The organism is Psychrosphaera sp. (assembly GCF_982872775.1).
Genome location: NZ_CEYNSH010000048.1, coordinates 1 through 20,996, shown reverse-complemented (window position 1 = coordinate 20,996; position 20,996 = coordinate 1). Strand labels below are relative to the sequence as shown.

Annotated in this window: 20 protein-coding genes and 1 tRNA gene; 11 read left to right on the top strand and 10 right to left on the bottom strand. The window is 42.0% G+C overall.

The annotated features are described in order from the left end of the window. Positions 1–226 precede the first annotated feature (226 nt). Entirely contained in the window at positions 227–2,047 is a 1,821-nt protein-coding gene (locus tag AC4E96_RS12185) for a fasciclin domain-containing protein (protein WP_490256002.1), read from the top strand. A 220-nt stretch (positions 2,048–2,267) separates the two neighbouring features. Here AC4E96_RS12185 and AC4E96_RS12180 read toward each other — a convergent pair whose 3' ends face one another. After that, positions 2,268–4,430, bottom strand: a complete 2,163-nt coding sequence (locus AC4E96_RS12180; RefSeq protein ID WP_488034203.1) for a M3 family metallopeptidase — start codon at positions 4,428–4,430, stop codon at positions 2,268–2,270. Between the two features lie 190 nt (positions 4,431–4,620). Here AC4E96_RS12180 and AC4E96_RS12175 point away from each other — a divergent pair, with 190 nt between their 5' ends. Next, entirely contained in the window at positions 4,621–6,741 is a 2,121-nt protein-coding gene (locus tag AC4E96_RS12175) for a prolyl oligopeptidase family serine peptidase (RefSeq protein ID WP_490256001.1), read from the top strand. A gap of 116 nt (positions 6,742–6,857) precedes the next feature. Here the strand turns inward: AC4E96_RS12175 and AC4E96_RS12170 are convergent, their stop codons facing one another. From AC4E96_RS12170 to AC4E96_RS12150, 5 genes are all read right to left on the bottom strand, one after another. After that, entirely contained in the window at positions 6,858–7,187 is a 330-nt protein-coding gene (locus AC4E96_RS12170; protein WP_488034205.1) for a TusE/DsrC/DsvC family sulfur relay protein, read from the bottom strand. 52 nt (positions 7,188–7,239) lie between these two features. Beyond that, entirely contained in the window at positions 7,240–7,518 is a 279-nt protein-coding gene (locus tag AC4E96_RS12165; protein WP_488034206.1) for a DsrH/TusB family sulfur metabolism protein, read from the bottom strand. A gap of 14 nt (positions 7,519–7,532) precedes the next feature. Then, entirely contained in the window at positions 7,533–7,895 is a 363-nt protein-coding gene (gene tusC, locus AC4E96_RS12160; protein WP_488034207.1) for a sulfurtransferase complex subunit TusC, read from the bottom strand. A 12-nt stretch (positions 7,896–7,907) separates the two neighbouring features. After that, positions 7,908–8,264 (bottom strand): sulfurtransferase complex subunit TusD, encoded by a 357-nt coding sequence (tusD, locus tag AC4E96_RS12155; RefSeq protein ID WP_488034208.1) that lies wholly within the window; start codon positions 8,262–8,264, stop codon positions 7,908–7,910. A 205-nt stretch (positions 8,265–8,469) separates the two neighbouring features. Beyond that, entirely contained in the window at positions 8,470–9,135 is a 666-nt protein-coding gene (locus AC4E96_RS12150) for a Bax inhibitor-1/YccA family protein (RefSeq protein WP_488034209.1), read from the bottom strand. Between the two features lie 433 nt (positions 9,136–9,568). On the opposite strand from AC4E96_RS12150, the gene AC4E96_RS12145 reads away from it, so the two are divergent. From AC4E96_RS12145 to AC4E96_RS12120, 6 genes are all read left to right on the top strand, one after another. Continuing rightward, positions 9,569–9,660 (top strand) — tRNA-Ser (locus AC4E96_RS12145). A gap of 146 nt (positions 9,661–9,806) precedes the next feature. Next, the gene (locus tag AC4E96_RS12140; protein WP_490256000.1) at positions 9,807–10,511 is read left to right on the top strand and encodes a DUF3299 domain-containing protein; all 705 of its coding nucleotides are present in this window, start codon (positions 9,807–9,809) and stop codon (positions 10,509–10,511) included. A gap of 134 nt (positions 10,512–10,645) precedes the next feature. Beyond that, positions 10,646–11,593, top strand: coding sequence for an endonuclease/exonuclease/phosphatase family protein (locus AC4E96_RS12135; protein WP_490255999.1), 948 nt, complete (start codon positions 10,646–10,648; stop codon positions 11,591–11,593). A 92-nt stretch (positions 11,594–11,685) separates the two neighbouring features. Then, positions 11,686–12,804, top strand: coding sequence for a hypothetical protein (locus AC4E96_RS12130; protein ID WP_488033700.1), 1,119 nt, complete (start codon positions 11,686–11,688; stop codon positions 12,802–12,804). A 30-nt stretch (positions 12,805–12,834) separates the two neighbouring features. Next, entirely contained in the window at positions 12,835–13,638 is an 804-nt protein-coding gene (locus AC4E96_RS12125; RefSeq protein ID WP_490255998.1) for a substrate-binding periplasmic protein, read from the top strand. Positions 13,639–13,714: 76 nt separating this feature from the next. Beyond that, the gene (locus tag AC4E96_RS12120) at positions 13,715–14,800 is read left to right on the top strand and encodes an NAD(P)/FAD-dependent oxidoreductase (protein WP_490255997.1); all 1,086 of its coding nucleotides are present in this window, start codon (positions 13,715–13,717) and stop codon (positions 14,798–14,800) included. A 36-nt stretch (positions 14,801–14,836) separates the two neighbouring features. Here the strand turns inward: AC4E96_RS12120 and AC4E96_RS12115 are convergent, their stop codons facing one another. The 3 genes from AC4E96_RS12115 to AC4E96_RS12105 all read right to left on the bottom strand — a co-directional run bounded on the left by AC4E96_RS12115 (position 14,837) and on the right by AC4E96_RS12105 (position 16,991). Then, positions 14,837–15,580, bottom strand: coding sequence for an SDR family NAD(P)-dependent oxidoreductase (locus tag AC4E96_RS12115; protein WP_490255996.1), 744 nt, complete (start codon positions 15,578–15,580; stop codon positions 14,837–14,839). A 9-nt stretch (positions 15,581–15,589) separates the two neighbouring features. Next, on the bottom strand, positions 15,590–15,979 hold the full coding sequence (locus AC4E96_RS12110; protein WP_490255995.1) for a thiol-disulfide oxidoreductase DCC family protein: 390 nt from the start codon (positions 15,977–15,979) through the stop codon (positions 15,590–15,592). A gap of 100 nt (positions 15,980–16,079) precedes the next feature. Then, positions 16,080–16,991 carry a TIGR01777 family oxidoreductase gene (locus tag AC4E96_RS12105; protein ID WP_490255994.1) on the bottom strand — a complete coding sequence of 304 codons (912 nt, stop codon included), beginning with the start codon at positions 16,989–16,991 and terminating at the stop codon, positions 16,080–16,082. Between the two features lie 109 nt (positions 16,992–17,100). Here AC4E96_RS12105 and AC4E96_RS12100 point away from each other — a divergent pair, with 109 nt between their 5' ends. The 3 genes from AC4E96_RS12100 (at position 17,101) to AC4E96_RS12090 (ending at position 20,680) form a co-directional block, all read left to right on the top strand. After that, a complete protein-coding gene (locus AC4E96_RS12100; protein WP_488033706.1) occupies positions 17,101–18,162 on the top strand; it encodes an AI-2E family transporter in 1,062 nt (353 codons plus the stop codon). A 107-nt stretch (positions 18,163–18,269) separates the two neighbouring features. After that, complete coding sequence (locus tag AC4E96_RS12095; RefSeq protein ID WP_490255993.1) at positions 18,270–18,776, top strand: TIGR03546 family protein; 507 nt, start codon at positions 18,270–18,272, stop codon at positions 18,774–18,776. Between the two features lie 8 nt (positions 18,777–18,784). Beyond that, entirely contained in the window at positions 18,785–20,680 is a 1,896-nt protein-coding gene (locus AC4E96_RS12090) for a TIGR03545 family protein (RefSeq protein WP_490255992.1), read from the top strand. Positions 20,681–20,833: 153 nt separating this feature from the next. On the opposite strand, the gene AC4E96_RS12085 is transcribed toward AC4E96_RS12090, so the two are convergent. Then, positions 20,834–20,962: a PEP-CTERM sorting domain-containing protein gene (locus AC4E96_RS12085; protein ID WP_490256003.1), complete on the bottom strand. Its 129-nt coding sequence runs from the start codon at positions 20,960–20,962 to the stop codon at positions 20,834–20,836. Between the last annotated feature and the right edge of the window lie 34 nt (positions 20,963–20,996).

Sequence of the window (20,996 nt, the reverse complement as noted above, 5' to 3'; positions counted from 1 at the left end):
AGTTGTCAGCCTCGAGTTTAATCCTGATTTAAACTTGGGGCTGATAAACCACTATCTTGCGTAACCATCCTTTTTTAATTGTTTGTCATTACTCGGTTCCAATTCTTGTATTGCTTAACTATCGCTAACTTTGCCTTTTTGTAAAAAGTTAGCCCTATTTTGATCGTTTAAAAAACAATCACAGTATTCCTAACTGCAACTATTCATGTATAAAAGGAATATCCAAGTGAAAAACTTTAAAACTTTACTCCTTCTAATTGGCAGTGTGTTTTTTATTCAAGCTTGTGACTTAATTGATGATGACGATGATTCAGATGAAGTAGAAGTCCAAACTGTTGTTGATGTTGCAATCGCCGATGGAAACTTTACCACCCTTGTTACAGCTCTGGAGACCACGGGTCTTGATGTAACACTTTCAGATACCAGCCAAGAATTTACTGTATTTGCGCCAACCGATGCAGCTTTTGCATTGTTAGGTGACGATACAATCAATGATTTACTCGCCGACCCTGATACGCTAAGCAGTATTTTGACCTATCACGTAGTAAGTGGAGAAGTTGAAAGCGCCGCAGCCATTGGTCTAGCGGGTTCAACAGTAGAAACGGTTAACGGCAGTAACTTTGCGTTGTCTCTAGACGGTGATGACTTGCTTGTTAACACCGCGACAGTGACGGTCACCGACGTTCAAGCTGACAACGGTGTGATTCATGTTATCGACGCGGTATTGATGCCACCAAAAGCGATGGGCTCACCAACAGATAACATCGTTGAGACAGCTGTCGCGGCAGGAAACTTCACGACATTGGTCGCAGCGTTACAAGCGACGGGGCTAGACTCAACATTAGCGAGTGCGGACGGTGAATTTACGGTGTTCGCACCAACCGATGCAGCCTTCGAGCTAATTGGCACCGAAACCATTACTTTGCTACTAAACAATCCTGATGTATTAAGCGATATTTTATTGCAACACGTCGTGGCTGATGCCGCAGTTGATTCTGTTACTGCTTATTCATTAAATGGAACAGATGTAGAAACAGCATCGGGCGCCGAAATTCCTTTAATGATTAACAGTGACGCTGACACGCTTACTTTTGGTGGCGCAACCGTTGTGACTCAAGACATTTATACTACAAACGGTATTATCCACGTGATTGATGCTGTGGTGATTGCGGATGTTGAATTACCTGCACCGCCAATGAGTATTGTTGATGTGGCCGAAGCGAACGGCAGTTTTACGACATTGTTAGCGGCGCTTGAAGCAACCGATTTAGACCTTGTGTTAGGAGACTTAGAGACAGACTACACAGTCTTTGCGCCAACTGACGCAGCATTTGATGCGTTACCAGAGGGTACGGTAGAAGCGCTTTTAGAGGACCCAGAAACCCTAAGTGATATTTTGCTTTACCATGTAGTAAGCGGAAAGGTAAATTCGGACGCCGCATTAACAGTCGCGAACTCGACGGATAATCAAGTCGAAACAGCGAATACTGACAACGTTGCTCTTAGTGCAGTAGATTCAATGTTGTATGTAAATAATGCAGTGGTAACAACGGCGGATGTAATGGCGGATAACGGCGTGATTCATGTCATTGATAAAGTGTTAATGCCGCCAGAGGACAAAGGCATGCCGACCATGAATATTGTTGATACTGCTATTGCAAATGGCAACTTCACGACATTGGTCGATGCGTTAACTCAAGCCGATCTGGTTACAACATTATCAGACCCTGAAGCAACGTTTACAGTATTTGCACCAACTGACGCCGCGTTCGACAAAATCGACAGTGCAGCGCTAAGCGCTCTATTGGCAGACCAAACGGCACTTGCTGAAGTGTTATTACAGCATGTGGTAACGGGTGAAGTGAACTCTGTCAGTGCTTATGCAGCTAATGGCACTATGGTTGAAACGGCGTCTGGTAATAATATCGCCGTGAGCATTGATAGCGAAACTCGTTTACTTGTATTTGGTGGTGCTACGGTGACAATGACAGATATTTACACGACGAACGGTATTATCCACGTCATCGATACTGTTGTGCTTGAGTAGAACAGACAAAAAGAGATGTATAGCTTGTTTGATGAGCGACTGACTTTATGGAAGTAGTGGTGAAGCAAGCAAGTTAGTTGGTCGAAAGTACGTCCAATAGATACATCCAAGATATAAGTCCAAGATATTAGTCCAATAAAAAAGCCGCAGACATTTAAATCTGCGGCTTTTGTTTTTTAGTTAGCTTTGATATTTAAGTTAACCATTTTGAGTCAACTGTTTAGTCAGTAAAACCTTTGTTTTTAAGTAGTGCATCAGTTGTTGGCGCACGACCACGGAAGCCTTTGTATGCTTCGTCGTAGTTCATTGTGTCACCTGTGCTGTAAACATACTTTAATAGACGTTGTGAGGTTTCTTTATCAAAAATGTCACCTGCTTCAACAAACGCATTAAAGCCATCAGAGTCTAAGATTTCTGACCACATGTATGCGTAGTATGCTGAGTCGTAACCACCTGCGAAGATATGACCAAAGTGCGTGCTGCGGTGACGCATGATGATCTCTTCAGGTTTGCCGTAGCCGTTTAAGATTTTATCTTCAAAAGCTCGAACATCTAAGTTGTCGACTTCAGTAAGCTGGTGGTAAGCCATGTCCACTAGCGCAGAAGCTGTAAACTCAACCGTTGCAAAACCTTGGTTAAAGGTGCTGGCGTTTTTGATACGCTCGATTAATGCATCAGGCATTGGTTCGTCTGTCTTATAGTGGCGAGCAAACTTTTTCAGCATTTGCGGCTGACCAATGAAGTGCTCGTATAACTGTGCAGGGAACTCAACCCAGTCACGAGATACCGCTGTACCTGCTAGAGTAGGGTATTTAACATCTGACAATAAACCGTGCAGTGCGTGACCAAACTCATGGAATAGAGTAACCGCATCAGAGTAGCTCATTAACGTTGGCTCACCCTCAGCTGGTTGGTTTAGGTTCATGTTGTTGATAATCAGAGGTTTAACGTTGCCCGCTAACTTTTGTTGCGTTCTAAACGCACTCATCCAAGCACCTGAGCGCTTTGAAGGGCGAGCGTAGTAGTCACCATAGAACAGGCCAATTGACTTGCCCGCAGCGTCTTTTACTTCCCAAACACGAACAACAGGGTTGTAGACAGGAATGTCGTTGCGTTCTTCGAACGTTAAGCCAAATAATTGCTCGGCTACGTAGAACTTAGCTTCAAGCATGTTATTTAATTCGAAGTATTGAGCGATTTCGCCTTGGTCTAAGTCAAACTTAGCTTTGCGAACTTTCTCAGCATAAAAACGCCAATCCCAAGCTGCAAATTCATGATCAGCACCTTCGGCTTTCATTTGCTCTAAGATCCACTCGCGTTCTTTTTCAGCTTGTGCAACCGCTGGCTTCCAAACTTTTAACAAAAGGTCCATCGCTGCTTCTGGAGAAGAGGCCATCGTATTTGATAAAACGTAGTCTGAATGATGTTTGTAACCAAGAAGTTTGGCGCGCTCTGAACGCAGTTTAACGATTTCTTCAATGATTTTTTTGTTATCAAATTCGTTGTCGTTGTCACCGCGCATTGCCCAGCCTTTGAACGCTTTTTCACGTAGGTCACGACGCTCAGAGAACTGCAGGAATGGCTCAACGCTAGAACGTTGAAGAGTGATCAGGTATTTGCCTTCTAAACCTTGTGATTTTGCAGCCGCTGCAGCCGCATCAATCATCGATTGAGACATACCCGCAAGGTCACTTTCTTCTAGTACAAGCTTGAAGTTTTTGCTGTCGTTTAATGAGTTCTGGCCAAACTGCGTCGTTAGGCTAGAAATGCGCTCGTTGATTTCGGCAAAACGAGTGCGGTCTTCACCGGTTAGGTTTGCACCTGAACGAATAGCATCATTGTACATGCGCTCTGTTAAACGCAGTTGTTCGCCTTTTAAGCCTGTTTCTTTACGGTTTTCATAAATCGTTTTAACACGTTGGAACAGGGCTTCGTTCATGCGGATTTTGTTGCCGTGACGAGCCAACATAGGAGAGACTTCACGCTGTAAGGCTTGCATCTCAGGGCTTGATTCTGTGCCCGTTAAGTTAAAGAAAACACGTGCAACACGAGTTAATTCAGCGCCTGATAGTTCCAGTTGTTCAATGGTGTTTTCAAACGTTGGGTTAGTATCAGCATTGGCAATGGCATCAACTTCTTTAAGATGCATTTCCATTGATTTTTCAAAAGCAGGTAAAAAGTGCTCGGTTTTGATGATATCAAATGGCGGTGCACCAAATGGTGTTTCCCATTTTTCAAAGAATGGATTGACGTCTTGCTTGGCTTCAGCCTCAACAGCTGAGGTTTGTTTTTCAGGGGCTTGTTGTGGTGAGCAACCAGCCATGGCCATCGCCATAGTGATTGTTCCAGCCGACAACAGCACTGACAACTTCTTCTTATTCATGCTTGTTCCTTTCAAGAATGTTGATCAAATCTACTCGATGTTACATTAAATCATTTTTTTTGAACATATTTAAAAAAGTGCTTTTTAGGACATTGCGATAGTTGAAAAATTTTTGCGGATAAATAGTGTTGTGTCGTCTTGTTCTAGGAGGGTAGACTGGCTACAACGATAAAAATAATAAGGAAGCGCTATGAAGTCACACTCACTTCTCGCTATCGTTGCCTCTTTATCTACAGCATTGGTCGGCAGCCCAAGTTTTGCTGATGATCATGCAGGTAAGATAGCTCCAACGACAAATCACACTCTACAAGCCGAAGATATATTTGAACTAGAATACGCAACTGACCCACAGGTATCGCCTGATGGTAAATGGGTGGTTTATACGCGTCGCTCTAATGACATTATGACGGACAGTACGCGAAGTAATTTATGGATGGCAAAAACAGATGGGACGATGCACCGTCCTTTGTTATCTGGTAAAAAAGCTTATTTTGGCGCGAAGTGGTCACCAAAGGGCGACCGCATTGCTTATTTGTCCAATGAAGAAGGCAAAACTCAGCTTTATGTCCGTTGGTTGGACACAGGTCAAACTGCACTAGTTTCTAATGTTCAAAAAGGCTTGAGTAATGTGACATGGTCACCTGATGGTGAGCATTTGGCGTTTGTGATGTCGGTTGCCGATACTAGCCGTCCTTTTTCAGTCGCGATGCCCAAAAAGCCAAAAGGCGCAAAGTGGTCTGAACCTGTTCAATATGTCACCAAAGCGCGCTATCAAGCCGATGGTGCAGGTATACTAGAGCCTAGTTTTAGACACGTTTTTGTTATTCCTGCTTCAGGTGGTACGGCACGTCAATTAACGTCGGGCAATTACAATCACGGCGGTGACTTAGCCTGGTCTAAAGATGGCAGTCAAATTTATTTCTCTGCTAATCGCAGTGACAACTGGGAATATGAAACTCGTGAGTCTGATATCTACTCTGTTGTCGCATTTGGTCCAAATGCAGGTATGTTAAAACAAATCACTGATTTACCAGGTGGTGAGTATTCCCCAACGGTATCTCCTGATGGCGACTACTTAGCGTTTTTACATAATGACGATAAAAAGCTGGCGTACCGAAACCGTCATTTATTTATTAAAAAAGTTGATAGCGATAAGCCTGCTAAAAATATTACGAGTGACATAGACAACTCTGTTGCTAATCCTATTTGGAATGAAAAAAGTTCAGGTCTTTATTATCAAATGACAGAGCGCGGCAGTATTACTGTTGGCTATTCAAGTCTTCGAGGCAAACATAAAAAACTAGCAACGGGTCTTGGCGGCACAACGATTGGTCGTCCTTATGCCTTTGCTAATTTTCATGCTGATGATGACGTGATTGCTTATACAAAAGGCTCGGCCCAACGCCCAGCCGATATTTATGTCAAAAAAGGTCGCAAAGAAGTTCAAATTTCTGCGTTGAATGAAGACCTGTTAGGTCATAAAAAACTTGGTGAAGTTAAAGAAGTTATTTACAACTCATCGATTGACGGCGAAGAAATTCAAGGCTGGTATATTTTGCCACCTGATTACGACCCAACTAAAAAGTACCCACTGATTTTAGAAATTCACGGTGGACCGCACTTGTCTTATGGACCGCATTTCTCAGCCGAACTCCAACGTTTTGCTGCAGAAGGTTATATCGTATTTTATGATAACCACAGAGGCAGTACCGGTTATGGTGAGCGCTTTGCGTTATTGCTACAAAACAAATATTCAAGTAAGTGGGACTTTGCTGATCACATGTCAGGTGTTGACGCACTTATCGACAAAGGACTCGTAGACCCAGAAAAACTCTATATAACAGGTGGCTCTGCTGGTGGTATTGCGACCGCTTATGCGATTGGCCTAACCGACCGTTTCAAAGCAGCGGTAGTTGCTAAGCCGGTGATTAACTGGATTTCAAAAGTGTTAACGGCAGATAGTTATTTAGGTCAAATTCCATTCCAGTTCCCAGGTGTGCCTTGGGAAAATGTTGAGCACTACTGGGAGCGTTCACCGTTGTCACTAGTGGGTAATGTTACAACACCAACTATGTTGTTAACGGGTGAAAATGACCGCCGCACACCAATGTCAGAAACCGAACAGTACTATCAAGCGCTTAAGCTTCGCAAAATCGATACTGTAATGGTTCGCGTTCCAGGCTCGCCACATGGCATTGCTGGTCGCCCATCTCGTATGGTCGCTAAGATTGAAAACATTCTTGGCTGGTTTAAAAAATACGAAGTGAAAAAGATTGTAGGTCCTGCAACCACTCGTGATGATGTGATGTAAATGTGGGGAATGCTTTGTGTAAGTCCAGTATAAGCACGAATACTGGGCTTCACGGCACTAGCTCTCTGTTAATACAGTAATTAAAGAGAATAAAAAAGCGCCAATCGGCGCTTTTTCTATATGCACTTGGCGGGTTTTGGTAACCCAGCAATTCGGGTTGCTTGTTTAGCTGGCCCTTTTGGAAATAATTTGTAGAGGTAAATACTGTTGCCTTTTTCTTCGCCAAGTTGTTTTGCCATGGCTTTAACCAACATACGAATAGCAGGGGAGGTTTTGTATTCTTTATAAAAATCACGAACGAAATGGACCACTTCCCAATGGTTTTCCGTCATTGTGATATTTTCTAGGCTAGCAATGTGCTCGGCCAGTTCTTCACTCCAGTCACTTAAGTTGGCTAAATATTCGTGTTTGTCAGTTTCAAATTGCTGACCGTTAAATTCAATCATCGATGTCTCTTTGTGCTTTGTACTAACTTATATTTGTATCAAATTAAAGTGTTTACCAACTTAATACATTATTCGCTTGTTCGGTTAGTTTGACCCATAGCTCATCGTCGAGTAATTCGATGGCATCTGGGGCCTTTATGGCTCGTGCGTTTACATCAAGCGCTCTGGCATATACGAGCTCGGAAGGCGATTTCAGCTCTGCTTGCAACAAGTAACACGCATCTTGCAAAAACAAAATGCGGTCGGTTGCATCAATAACAGGCTTGGCTTTTTCCCAGCCGTCTGGGCTAAATATCATGTGGAGGCTATAAGCGTGGTTTGAAAACGGCATAGATGTGTCCTGTATCAAATGACAAAGATATGATCAGCGGCGTCTTTCAACGCTTTAATTTGAGTAGACTCAATGACCTCAATATCTGGTAAGCGAGCTTGGTTTTGCATACCAAACTTGTCTAAGCTCTTACCGCAAACGAACACTTGTTCAATGTCATAAATGTCGAGTACTTTAATTGTACTTAAATAGTCTTTTTGGCCAATTGGCTCTGGATCTTGATGCGCTAGAGTTTGAAAGACTCCATGATGCATAAATAGGACAGTTACGTTCTGTTCATAACTGCCAAAAATCAAACTCAAGTCTAACGCTTCTTTGCCTGCCATAGAGTTAAAACTGGCTTGGGTATGAATGACTAACACATTTTTAATATTCATGATGACCGCCAGTTACTTAAATTGAATGACTTTATCAGCAAGCGTAGAGGCTTCTGCAAACTCAGCAAGCCCTGCGATTTTAAAACCTTTGTGCACATTGTGCTCGGTTACACCACGTTTTACACCGGCAGTTACACATAGCCACAACGGCACCCCGTGTTGTCTATGTAAGTCGAGAAGGGCGGTTTGACCATTAAGCTCATCCGAACTGATTTCTATTTCCGGCAAAGCATTGGTTGCGCCGTCTTGATATAAGAAAATTGCATCAATGGTATGTCCCTGAGTGATTGCCGCCTTAGCAAAATCAGTCGCAGATTTAACAGATTGTTGTGACCACGCAGAGCCGTGAAGCATGAGAAGATAACGCATAATACTCATTATTACTTAATGCAGATGAAGTTAAGTTTAAATCATAATTGGCAATGAACCTAGTCATTGGCCTGTTTTTGTAACTCGAATGGATTTTGACGTGGGGTTTGATTTAAAAGCGAATGATTTAAGGTAAAAAAAACGCTGCATAGCGCAGCGTTTTTTATCTTCTTTTTGACCAGCGAGAACCGTTGGTCATTAATAATTAATCATCGTTACCAGCAAATGCCATTAAGATGTTAATTAAGCTGATGAAGATGTTGTAGATTGATACAAACAACGTCACTGTTGCTAGGATGTAGTTTGTTTCACCACCACGTACGATTGCTTGTGTCTGTAGCAAGATACCGCCTGAAGAAAACAGGATGAACATCGCACTAATTGCTAGAGATAATGCTGGTAGCTGTAAGAAGATGTTACCAATCATAGCAACTAGCAATACCCAGAAACCCGCAACCATCATACCGCCTAAGAATGATAAATCTTTCTTAGTAGTAAGTGCGTACGCTGACAAACCAAAGAAGGTTAGGGCAGTACCACCTAGCGCCATCATAACGATTTCACCACCGCCAGCGCCAATTACCATATTTAGAATTGGGCCAAGTGAATAGCCTAAGAAACCAGTGAAAGCAAAAGTTGCAACTAGGCCCATTGATGAATTAGCGGCTTTATGAACCCAGAATAGAAGGCCATAAAAACCAACTAGCGTGATGATTAAGCCAGGGTGTGGCAAATTCAACGCCATCGCTGTGCCTGCAACAACTGCGGCAAATGCCAATGTCATTGCTAATAATGAATACGTGTTTCTTAGTACTTTGTTCTGCTCTAATGCAGACGTTTGAGTACCTTGATACGCCATTCTGCTGTCCATTTTGAACTCCTATAATGTTCTATAAATGTAAAGTTTTATAATTGTTAAATTTGTATTAGTTAACTGTTTCTGTTGAGTAGTGTTCAATAAATTTTATATCTGGTCAATATATTGTGGCTTTGCAGCGCCGTTTCAATGTCTATACGTTGGAAAAATGTGCAACGATTAACTATATCCTCTACATAAGTACTGTGTTTTCAGAAAGAACGAGTCCTCAACTCTGTTAATTTTAAAACCCAAGGCACATGTTTTTCTCTAACTTTTGAGTATTAGCGTTAAGATTGGTTCCCATATCCAACTCAAAAAAGCGTCACTTTGTCGATAAAAGTATCGGGTTGTTTTAAAAATCACCATTTAAACCATGAAATTAACATTTTTTTAAACTAACCCTTTACAACGTCAAAGAAGGCCTCTAATATGCGCTCCATCGAGTGGAGAGGTGGCAGAGTTCGGTCGAATGCACCTGACTTGAAATCAGGCGAAGGGTTAAACCTTCCGGGGGTTCGAATCCCTCCCTCTCCGCCATATAAAACAACCCGCTCATTGAGCGGGTTTTTTTATATCTGCGAGAAGGGTTGGGCTTTTTTGAATCTGAAAATTGGGGTAGGGTAACGCCGTTCATTCTGGTCCAGTAATTCAGTTACATAACAGTGGAAAGTCAAAACATAGCGATGAAAAAACAGGCTCTCAACAAACTCATCTATGCCGTTCTTGCGATTGGATTATCAGTAGCCTTCTTAATAATACTTTTTTCTTTAACTGACAGTGACTCGAAAAGTCTATTTACCTCTAGCCAGTCCAAAGTGTATGTATCAAATAACTTTGATCAAAAGTTATTAACAACAGAACCCAGGCCATTGAGTTGGAGTCAACTTTTGCCAGTAGGACATCAAAGTGTGCTGGAAAAATACAATCAAAGCTCCGTTGCTAATGATGCCAATACCGACAAGCAGCCCTCCACTGAAGCTATTTCAGACCAAATTTTTCAATCGATTTCTGCCGCAAGCGACCAAGAATACCAACAAGCGATGATCTCAACTGAGACGGTTTCTTCTTTTAATGGACAATTTGTCAGTCTTCCTGGATTTGTTGTGCCCATTGAATTTTATGATAATAACAGCCCAAGCTTAGTGTTTGTGGTGCCATATTATGGTGCTTGTATTCACTTTCCACCGCCACCTCCAAACCAAATTGTGTTTGTGCGCCTAGAACCAAGTGATTTTGAAGTAAACCTAAAACAACCATATCTTATCCGAGGTGTTTTTTCAGAGGGGCTGTTTGAGGATATCGCAGGTACATCGGCTTATGAAATTGAAGTGTTAGACATTTCTGAATATTCGGATAACCCTGATGATGTCCGACAACACGTTAACTAGCCGTAAATAAAATCGTTAGATAGGGCTTTCTCAGCGTCAAAATTCATTTTTGTCCCTCTATCTTCTGTCATAAAGTCGCTACACTATTAAGCTAAACTGGTCTCAATTTAACTAATAATTCAAAAGTACAAAGTATGAATACAACTAAAACAATAATAATGTCAGCTGTTTGCGCCGTCTTAGTTGGCTGTCAAAGCGGTGAAGAAGCCAACAACACTATTGATCAAACACAAGTACAGGCGTCAACACCAAGCGGTTCGTCATTAAAGGTGGCGTCTTGGAATATTGAACACTTAGCGTATCCAGCGGAAGCTGGCTGCCGCCCGAGAACGGCACAAGAAATGAGTGAAATGAAACAATACGCAGCAACGGTAAATGCCGATATTGTTGCTATGCAAGAAGTCCATTCTGCCCAAGCTGTTCACCAACTATTTCCTGCATCTGACTGGCAAGTGGTAATGTCGGGACGTCCTGACAATGACCCTTTTGACTGCCGTAGTAATGGCAACAAGTCGACTCAACAAAAAGTCGCATTTGCAGTGAGAAAAGGTATTGAATTAAAAGAAACGAACTCTTTATCCGAGTTTGCTTTGGACTCAAGAGGGTTACGACATGCGCTTGAGATCACCGTTGATGGTGAGTTTGGTCCTATGTCATTGCTTAATGTTCATATGAAAAGTGGCTGTTTTGTCGATGACTATTCTTCGTCAGACAAATATGCGTGTCAGACTTACGCTAAGCAAGCGCCAATATTGGACGCTTATGTGGAGTCTAAAGAAAAGGCTGCAACGCCTTACGTTATTTTAGGTGACTTTAACCACCGTTTAGCGACACCAAACAACTTCTTCACTAGCGAACTTATGAATAACACTGATGGAAGTGCTTCGACCTTAAAAAATGCAACGGCGACGTTAAAAGGCTGTCATGAATATTACCCTGTGCCAATTGACCACATTTTAGTTGGTAACTTAGACGACAATCAGTTCTTAATGACGCCAAATGTGTATCACTACAAAAATATGGAGCCTAAGTTAATGTTAAGTGATCACTGTGCAGTTACATTGACCCTTACTACTAACTGAAGCTAACTAAGAGTAAACACCCCGCAAGTTTCCAGCCTTGTGCTACGCTTTTTAAATGTCTCGATTTATTAAGGGTTTGACAAGGCTGTGAAATGAAAATAAAAAATCACATTCTCTTTTATTCTACTTTACTACTCGCCTCACCGAATTTTAGCTTTGCTGATAGCCTGCCTTTTGAACTCGGTGGTCACGTTCGACTTAATTACAGTTATGTAGATTGGGCACAGAATGAACTGAGAGATGGGCTTGAGTTTGAGTCTTTTAAGTTAAATGTAGCCGGAAAAGACGATGCTTTCAGCTATAAAGCAGAATACCGCTGGTACGAAAATGTCGACTTTAATACGATACGTTTTGCCGATTTAACCTATCAAATTGATAACCACTGGAAAACTACGGTTGGCATTACTAAAGTGCCGTTTGGTCTGATGCCTTTTGCATCCAATAATTTCTGGTTTTCCATCAATTATTATATTGGTTTTGAAGACGATTATGATGCCGGTGCGGTGGTTGAATACGAGAGAGGGGATTGGCAATTCCAAACCGCCTACTTCCTAAATGACGAGTATAACGATGCTGCCAAACTCTCTCGTTATTCTTTTGATGTCGCCGATGACGGGATGTTCCGCAATAAAGAACAAAACCAATTTAACGTGCGAGCAAACTACACGGCAAAGTTACTCGCCCGTTCGACGACAGACATTGGCTTTAGCGTCCAACAAGGTGAAATTCTCAACCTAGATACATTGCAAAATGGCGACACAAGTGCCTATGCATTTCACGTTAGACATAATCAACGTCCCTTCAAATTTGAGTTTCAATACACCGATTTTGATTACGATTTAAAAGCACCTATAGGACAGCCTACTGATAGATTAGCCATGTCCGCTTACGACTTTCCGTTTTTGGCAACGAGTAAAGGCAAAAGTTACATTGCAAATGTCGTTTATACACTGCCTATGAAGTCCAAGCAGCTGACACCAATTAAATGTTATAGCGAGTATGGCAAAGTCGAACCTGATGAAGCTAGCGCGTTAGCCTCGTCTCAGTGGGTCAACGGGTGCAGTTTTGGTTGGTCTAAGTTGTATGTATACATCGATAGTATCCACGGCAAAAATATGTGGTTCTCAGGTGGACCAGGCGTTGGGCTGGATCTTGGTGGTCGTCAAGAAACGACACACAGACTAAATATCAGTTTAGGTATTTATTTTTAGTTGAATGGATAGAAAAGGATTAAGTAAAAAATGAAAGCATATTTATTAATTTTAGCCTTACTAGGTTCGCTATTGTTACCTAATCAATCTTTTGCTCATGCGTGGCTCAAGCTTAAAATAGCGACGACAGAATACGCGCCATACACCTCTACCGACATGGAGCATGACGGCTACATGAATCACATTATTTCTCAGGCTTTTTTAGAGACAGGTGTCATTGTAGAGTTTACCTCCTTACCCTGGGAGGAGGCACTAGCAGCGACGTTACGCGGAGAATATCACGCGGTGTCTTATGGCAACTTCATTCGTTCTAGAGAGTCACAGTTTTGGCATAGCGATCCCATTTCTGTTGAAAACTTAGTGTTTTATGTGAACCGAACCTTTGACCGTCAAAAATGGTCCTCTTTACAAGATTTAGATGAGTTGAAGCTAGGTACAACCAAAGGGTATTTATATACGGACGAGTTAGCCGGTTACATCAAAGGCCATGGCAAGTTAACTGAATTTGATTCTGATAAAGCGGCGTTTGATGCGTTAATTGATGGAAAAATTGATGTTTTTCCAATTGATGAGTTGACGGGGTGGTATCTATTGCAAAGGGACTTCTCTGGTGCCGAACGCGAGGAAGTCAAAGTGTTGTCTCCCTATATTTCGACGGTGACGACTCATTTATTAATCCCCAAAGGGGCCAAGGACGACCAATTAATTTTATCACTGTTTAACAAAGGGCTAGAGCAATTGGTATTGCAAGGACAAATGAAGCGTTATAAAAACTTATTGAAAGAGGGCTTTTATCAGCACCCTGATAAAACGGTGGAATTCGATCGCCGATAATTTTTTATAAAAAAGTGAACCTAATCTCGAAAATGTACGTTATGGGTGATCTAAAAAGCTTTTTTTGGAGCGTTCAATGAAAATTGCGATTATCGGAGCGGGATTATCCGGCGCAGTTCTGGCCAACAAACTTAAAAGTGACGGGCTAAACGTTACCGTAATAGAAAAATCTCGTGGTCGTGGCGGACGCATGTTCACTAAGCGGCTAGCTTGGCACAATTGTGATATGGGCGCTCAGTACTTCACCGCACGAGACCCACTAGCTACACAGCTCGTCGATGATTGGGTGAGACAGGGTATAGTCGCACAATGGGACTTTCAACCTAGCAAACTGAAAGCGGGTGTTTTATTACCTTCCGTTGATTATGAGCGTCGTTATGTTGCCCAACCCGAGATGAATTCGCTTGCTAAGCACCTCCTCCAAGATGTAAAGCTCCAATTAAATAGCCGTGTCGTTAGAGCCACCACTGATGAAGTAGGTAACAATGTAAAGTGGTATTTGTGGGATGACAACCAGGAGCTCATCGGAGTTTATGACTGGCTGATAAGCACAATTCCTGCCGAACAAGCTGACGAAATCTTCTCAGACGACAAGTCTTTACACATGTTAATACCCAAACACGTCCATTCGCCATGCTGGGCTGCAGCAATTGCCACCAAGGGTAAGGTCAATAGTGCCGTTCAAGGTGTCTTCGGTGATGAGCAAGTCTCTTGGTTCGCTAGACAGAATAGTCGACCTTCTAGAGGTCTTGAGAACGACGACCATATTGATGACATATGGAATATCCACTTTTCTGTTGAGTTCACTGAGAAGAATATTGGCCAACCTGTCGCTGTTATAGAAGCGATGGCGTTTGATTGGCTTCAGCAAACACTTCAAGAGAACGAGATGTTGGACGAAGAGCTTCATCATGTCGAAGGATATTGCCATTTTTGGCGATACGCACGGCCGAGTGAAGAATACAATCGTCACGTTGAGCAGCATGGCTCATCCATTATATTTGAGGCTGAAAAACAGTTGTCCATCATTGGTGATTGGGCAAAAGGTGGACGTGTAGAAGGGGCAATATTAAGTGCGCTGGAATGCTACGATAACTTGTCCGAAACCCTAATGTACGAGAAAGACCAGCAAACAGTTAATGCAATGCCAGAAAAGACCTAATGCTGCTTACTAACTGACTTGTGCAGTTGTGCTTTGTTACCAAGGAATAGAGTTGCCTTGCCAGTCAACATAGGAAAGTGTTTGGTCAAATGATTGTGCAGCCACAACGTCTAAAAAGTATTGGGCGGATTGTTGTTTATCAAACAACTTTCCGTCAGGAACATTTGACTGAAACGGAACAGACAGAGGTGTATCAGTCGTTCCAGGGTGATAACTAATCACTTTTATTCCTTTAAAACGGCGACTTGCCTCTATCGCAATGTTCTGAAGCAACATATTTAACGCCGCTTTACTCGCACGGTAACTGTGCCAGCCGCCGAGACCATTATCACCAATACTGCCAATTCTTGCTGACAGCGCTGCAATTTTAAATGACTGTTTACTGTTAATAGTAGCCAACACCTGCTGAATGATAGTGACTGGCACTGTTGTGTTAGCGTGCATTACCGCTTCAAATTGTGATTGATTAAACTGTGACAAGGCTTTTTCTGGCATAAAGTCATCGTTGTGCAAGATACCATTGAAAACATAGACGCCGGCCAAGTCCAAACTAGGTAATTCGAGCTCCGCTAAGTTTTTGTTAAGCGTATCAACATCATAATCCTCAAGCTGATGCCAAACCAGTTTGCTTGCACCGTGTTCAAGTTCATTGAGCTGGCTTGGTTGGGCGCCTCTTGAAAAAGCATGGACTGTAATGTCCACAGAGCTGTTAGTGAGTAATAGTTGTATTACGCCTTGCGCTATTCCCGATTGCGCGCCAAATACTAAATATGATTGCATCGTTTTAACCTATTTAGGACGTCCAATTTGACAGGACTCGCAACGCGCATTGCCGGTCAAGAAGGCAGAGATAGAGTAGCGGTTTTTGGCAAACCATAAATACACAGGATCAGCAAAAAAGCGAACCCAACGCCAAGTCAGCGGTTTGAACATCCAGCCTTTGCCAACTAACGCCCAAGCTTGATAGGTCACATCGAGCGCTGTGATCAATTTACCCTCGGGGGTTATCGCGTGAAGTATACGGCCGGCTTTTTTAGGATCGACGTTCGGGTATTTTTCCATTTCGTGTTCAAGCTGAATGTTAATAAACTCAATGTCATGATTGGTATCATGTTTGGCGAGTTTTTTCATTTCTGCCACACAAAGTGGGCAACAGCCGTCATAAAATAACTTAAACACAATGTTTTTCCTCAAGGTCAACATTTAGAATTAATGAGTAGGGCTTCTCTTTGCATCGTTAAGTGAAGCGACGTTTCAAAGGTATTACGTGAAGTTATCGTCAATGGCTCACAACTTCTTGAAGCGCAGGCTCTAAATGGGAATACTCAAAAGTAAAACCTGCTTTGACTAAGTTTTCAGGTATCGCATTTTGGCCATAAACAAGTAAATCAGCCATTTCGCCAAGCGCAATTCGCAAGACAAATTCAGGCGCTGGGAATATACATGGCCTGTTTAATACACTTGCTAAGGTTTTGCTGAATTCTTTATTACTCACTGGATGCGGCGCCGTAAAATTAAACGGGCCATTAAGAACTGGGTGTTCGATTAAATAGTCGATGCCCTTAACCATGTCGTTAATGTGGATCCAAGGCATATAATGCTCTCCGGAGGCAACTTTGCCACCTAGGCCCAACTTGAAGGGCAATAACATTTTATCCAAAGCGCCGCCGTTGTGACTTAACACGATGCCTGTACGCATTAGAGCAACATTGGCCTTTTTGGCTTGATTGGCAATGTCCTCCCAACGTTGACATAATTTGTGGGAAAACTCTGGAAAGTGATGTTGATGAGTTTCGGTGATTAAACCTTTTGGTTGACGGCCATAAATCCCCACCGCGCTGCCGCTTAAAAAACGAATGGGCCTGTCTGTGTCGCATTCTTTTTCAATCTTGTTGACGATTTGCTCTGTCAGTGCCCAACGACTTTGACATAGGACTTCTTTTTGCTTGTCTGTCCAGCGTTTATTAACAATAGGCTCACCCGCCAAGTTAATAATGACATTGAAGTCATTAAATGAAACGTCGCTAAGTGATGTAACAATGTTGACGTTGTTGGGAAGAAGCGTTTCGGCCTTTTCTTTGTCACGGGATAAAACCGTAAACTCGACGTCCGAGTCGCTGTTCTTGGTGGATTTATATTCAATGTAGGCACGACCGATTAGTCCCGTGCCACCTGTGACAAATATTTTCATAATATTTCGTTAATCTATAAGCATTTAACTTGAGTATTCAGTATAGTTCTTTTACGGTGTTTAGCAGAAAAACGCTCACTTTTCTGGCAATCTTTTAAAAGGACATGACATGCCCAAACTCGAACTAAACTTTGCCATCAAATTTCTATTTGTTATGGCTTGCCTTGTTATTTTGTTAGCCGGGATCAAAGCCTCAAGCGCGATATTGGTACCATTTTTACTCTCTATGTTTATCGCGATTATCACTAACCCTTTGGTGCGAAAACTCGTCGACTGGAATATCCCGAGAGTGGGTGCTGTGCTAATCGTTTTGAGTTTACTCGTGGTTATCTCACTAAGCCTAGCGGGCGTTGTGGGGCAATCCTTTAATGACTTTTCAAAGTCATTGCCTCTATATCAAGAAAAATTAGCTGAAGAGCTGCACTGGTTAGTGAGTCAATTGGCGTTATTTGATATTCGAATCGAAAAATCACAACTGACTGAATATTTTAACCCTGGTGTTGCGATGCAAATGGTGGGGAATTTACTGAGTGGCTTTGGCGGCGTCATGGCAAACCTATTTTTGATCATATTGACGGTCGTATTTATGTTATTTGAAGCGCCGGATATCAATAAAAAGGTCCATATTGCGTTACATGATCCAGAAATGAAACTTCGTCACATCGACCGCTTTTTGGAGTCGGTAAATAGCTATTTAGCCATTAAATCATTGGTAAGCTTGGGAACAGGTGTATTAGTCGCCATTTTACTTTGGGTCTTGGATGTCGATTACGTGCTGTTATGGGCAGTGCTAGCATTTTTATTCAACTTTATTCCAAACATCGGCTCGATTATAGCTGCAGTGCCTGCCGTTCTGTTGGCTATCGTGGTGCAAAGTCCAGCCGTCGCGGGTTTGGTTGCAATTGGCTATGTTGCCATCAATACTGTAATGGGTAACATTGTAGAGCCTCGGTTTATGGGCCGAGGTTTAGGCTTGTCGACACTAGTTGTATTTTTGTCATTGATCTTTTGGGGTTGGTTATTGGGTACCGTTGGTATGCTGCTATCAGTTCCATTGACTATGATTGTAAAAATAGCTTTAGAGGCCAATGAGGACTCAAAGTGGCTAGGTTTATTGTTGGGTAATATCGACGAGGAAAAAATAGAAGAAGTTGCTAAGTCAGAATCGTAAAATAAAAAGCGAGTATGGATGCGGTTACTCGTTTTATTATCTGACTAAATGAGTAGCTTAAAGCAAAGATATTAGATTTAAGTTAATAAACAATATAGGGATAATTTGTGCTTACACTTTTAGCGAAAATTTTGGGTGCGTTGAATTCGGGCACCCGACCATTACAACTGTCGTTGGCAGTTGGATTTGCCTTCTTGATCGGAATGAATGGTTTTGTCAGTCTAATTGGCCTCACCGTTATCTTTTTACTATTCATTATTCGTTGTAATTTATCACTTTTCTTAGCTATGTCTGCTGTGTTTGGGGTGCTTTCTCTTGCAATTGCCCCTTTGTCTGCGGCACTTGGTAAGTCATTATTAACAGACCCTTCTTTAGAGGCGTTTTGGACCTCCCTGTACAACCAATATTGGTTTCGAATTTTTGAAATGAACAACACCCTTGAACTTGGTGCTGCCATTGTTTCGTTGCTTGCGTTTATTCCAGTTGTCTTAATAGCAAACGTATTGGTCATTAAATATCGCGTTGTCTTTATGGATTACGTGAGCAAATTCAAAATTGTGCAGACGTTAAAAGCGTCGAAGTTTTATCGCATATATGAAGCGGTTCACGGCTAGGAGGGCGCATGACAGATTCAACAGAACAAAACAAAAAGCCAAAAGGACACGGAATGTTTAGACCGGCAGGTGCAGGCGCACTGGTGTTGGTCACGGGCGGTATTTTTGCTGCGGGCTATTTTGCTGCAGAGCCTATCACAAAAAGTATTCTTACCTCAGTGTTACAAAGCACGATAGGTAGTGAAACTAATATCGAATCGGTTGATTTAAGTATCGTTCCATTTGGTATCACAATAAATGGTTTGCAGCAGGCTGACCCAGAACAACTAACTCATAATATTTTTGAATTTGATGAAGCGTCAGCATTGGTCAATCCATTTGAATACATCTTGGGCAATACAGTCATTGATGATTTAAAAGTCTCTGGCTTGCGTTTTAATCAACCTCGAGCTCAAAGTGCCACTGCAATTGAGACGACAGTAGAAGAGTCGGTGACGGAAAAAGTCGAAGCCTTTGCCGGTGGACTTGAGGTCCCGAGTGCGTCTGAGGTGATAGAAAAAGCAGACCTAATTACTGAAGCAAAAGGCAAACAACTTAAGTCGACTTGGGATAAAGAAAACAAAGCGTTAAAGAAAAAGGTTGAGGCTTTGCCAGACAAGAAGTCTCTCGAGAAATATAAAGCGCGTTGGAAGAACATTCAGAATACAAAAATTAAGTCGCTTGAAGATATCGAGAAACTTAAGACAAAAGTCGAGCGGTTTAAAAAGTCATTAAAACGTGACAAAGCCGCTGTCGAGGCATTAAAGGTACAGTATAAAGAAAGTAAAGCGAATATTGATAATGCTTATCAAGAGTTAAAGGCTGCTCCAGGTCAAGACTGGCAAAACATCAAAGACAAATACCCAATTGATGATCCAAATGCAGTGGCTATTTCCAAACTCGTTTTTGGGGATGAAATCACAGAGTATTTGGTGACGGCAGAAGAGTACTATAAAAAAGTTAAGCCATACATCGAAGCGAGTAAGTCGGTTAAAGCCAAAGACAAACTCAGTACGAGTATTCTAGTTGAAGGTGAAGACATAGTATTTGAGTTGGAAAACCCGTTCCCATCATGGATTGTTCAAAACTTAAGTGTGGACATACAAGCACCATCGGGTGAGCAATTTGTTTTGGCTGGAACCGAAATAAATAGCGCTAATTACGTTCGCAATAAAGATAGTGAATATAATGTTCAGTTAGCCAAGCCTATAAATGTGAGCGAGGGGGCTGAGAGTACCGCGAAGTCGTTTGATTTGAATGGTCGTTACTTCGTTTCACAAGACTCAAACCAAAACTCGGTATTTCAGACTACTGGGCAATATCAGGCGACTAACCTACCAATCGTAGATAAGTCGCTCTCAACCAGTGACGATATTGTTTTGAATATGGCCGAAGCGATGGTGTTTGCTGATGGCACATTTAGTTATGATAACGAGTTTGAGATCCGCAATAGTCTGTCGTTTAATGACGTTAAATTAACTGGTAAAGCGACCACAGAGCTCGCTTCTCTGGTTTTGAATACCTTGACACAAGTGAATCAATTTAAGCTAGATGTCGATGTAAGTGGGCAACTAGATGATCCTAATATCAAGATTAAATCTGATTTGGACAATCAACTTAATGCCTCATTTAAAAAGCAGGTTCGTGCAAAGTGGACCGAGTTTGAGTCTGAAGCAAAAGCTAATTTAAAAACAAAACTTCAGTCAGAGCTGAATTTAAATGAAGCAGACTTAGCCAAGTTTGAAGAATATAAATCACGCTTTGAAAACATAGAAAAAGAGTTCAAAGATTTTAAAGATGGGCAGCTCAATAACCTGATTGAAAACAAGAAAAAAGAACTCGAAGACAAGCTTAAAAACAAAGCCAAAGACAAATTAAAAGATAAGCTAAAAGACAAACTCAAAGATATCGACTTTGGTTTATAAGCAAACAATTTGAGCTATAAAAAAACGAGGGTAGCGGACGCTATCCTCGTTTTCTTTTAATTTACTGACTGTTTTTCTATGGCTCTTTCTAGAACCGCAATTCAACGTGTTGCGCTACGCAGCCCTGGGCCCGAAAGCTTCCGATTATAAACCTTACGCCTTTTTAAAACGGCTCATGATCAACGCCAAACCCGCTAACATTAACGCAATAGATGATGGCTCTGGTACGTCAACAGGATCTGTTGGTGCTGGTGGGTTTGTGTTTGATGCGCGTTTAGTCATGGTGTATTGGCCACCCTGAGTAGCAAACGAGTGT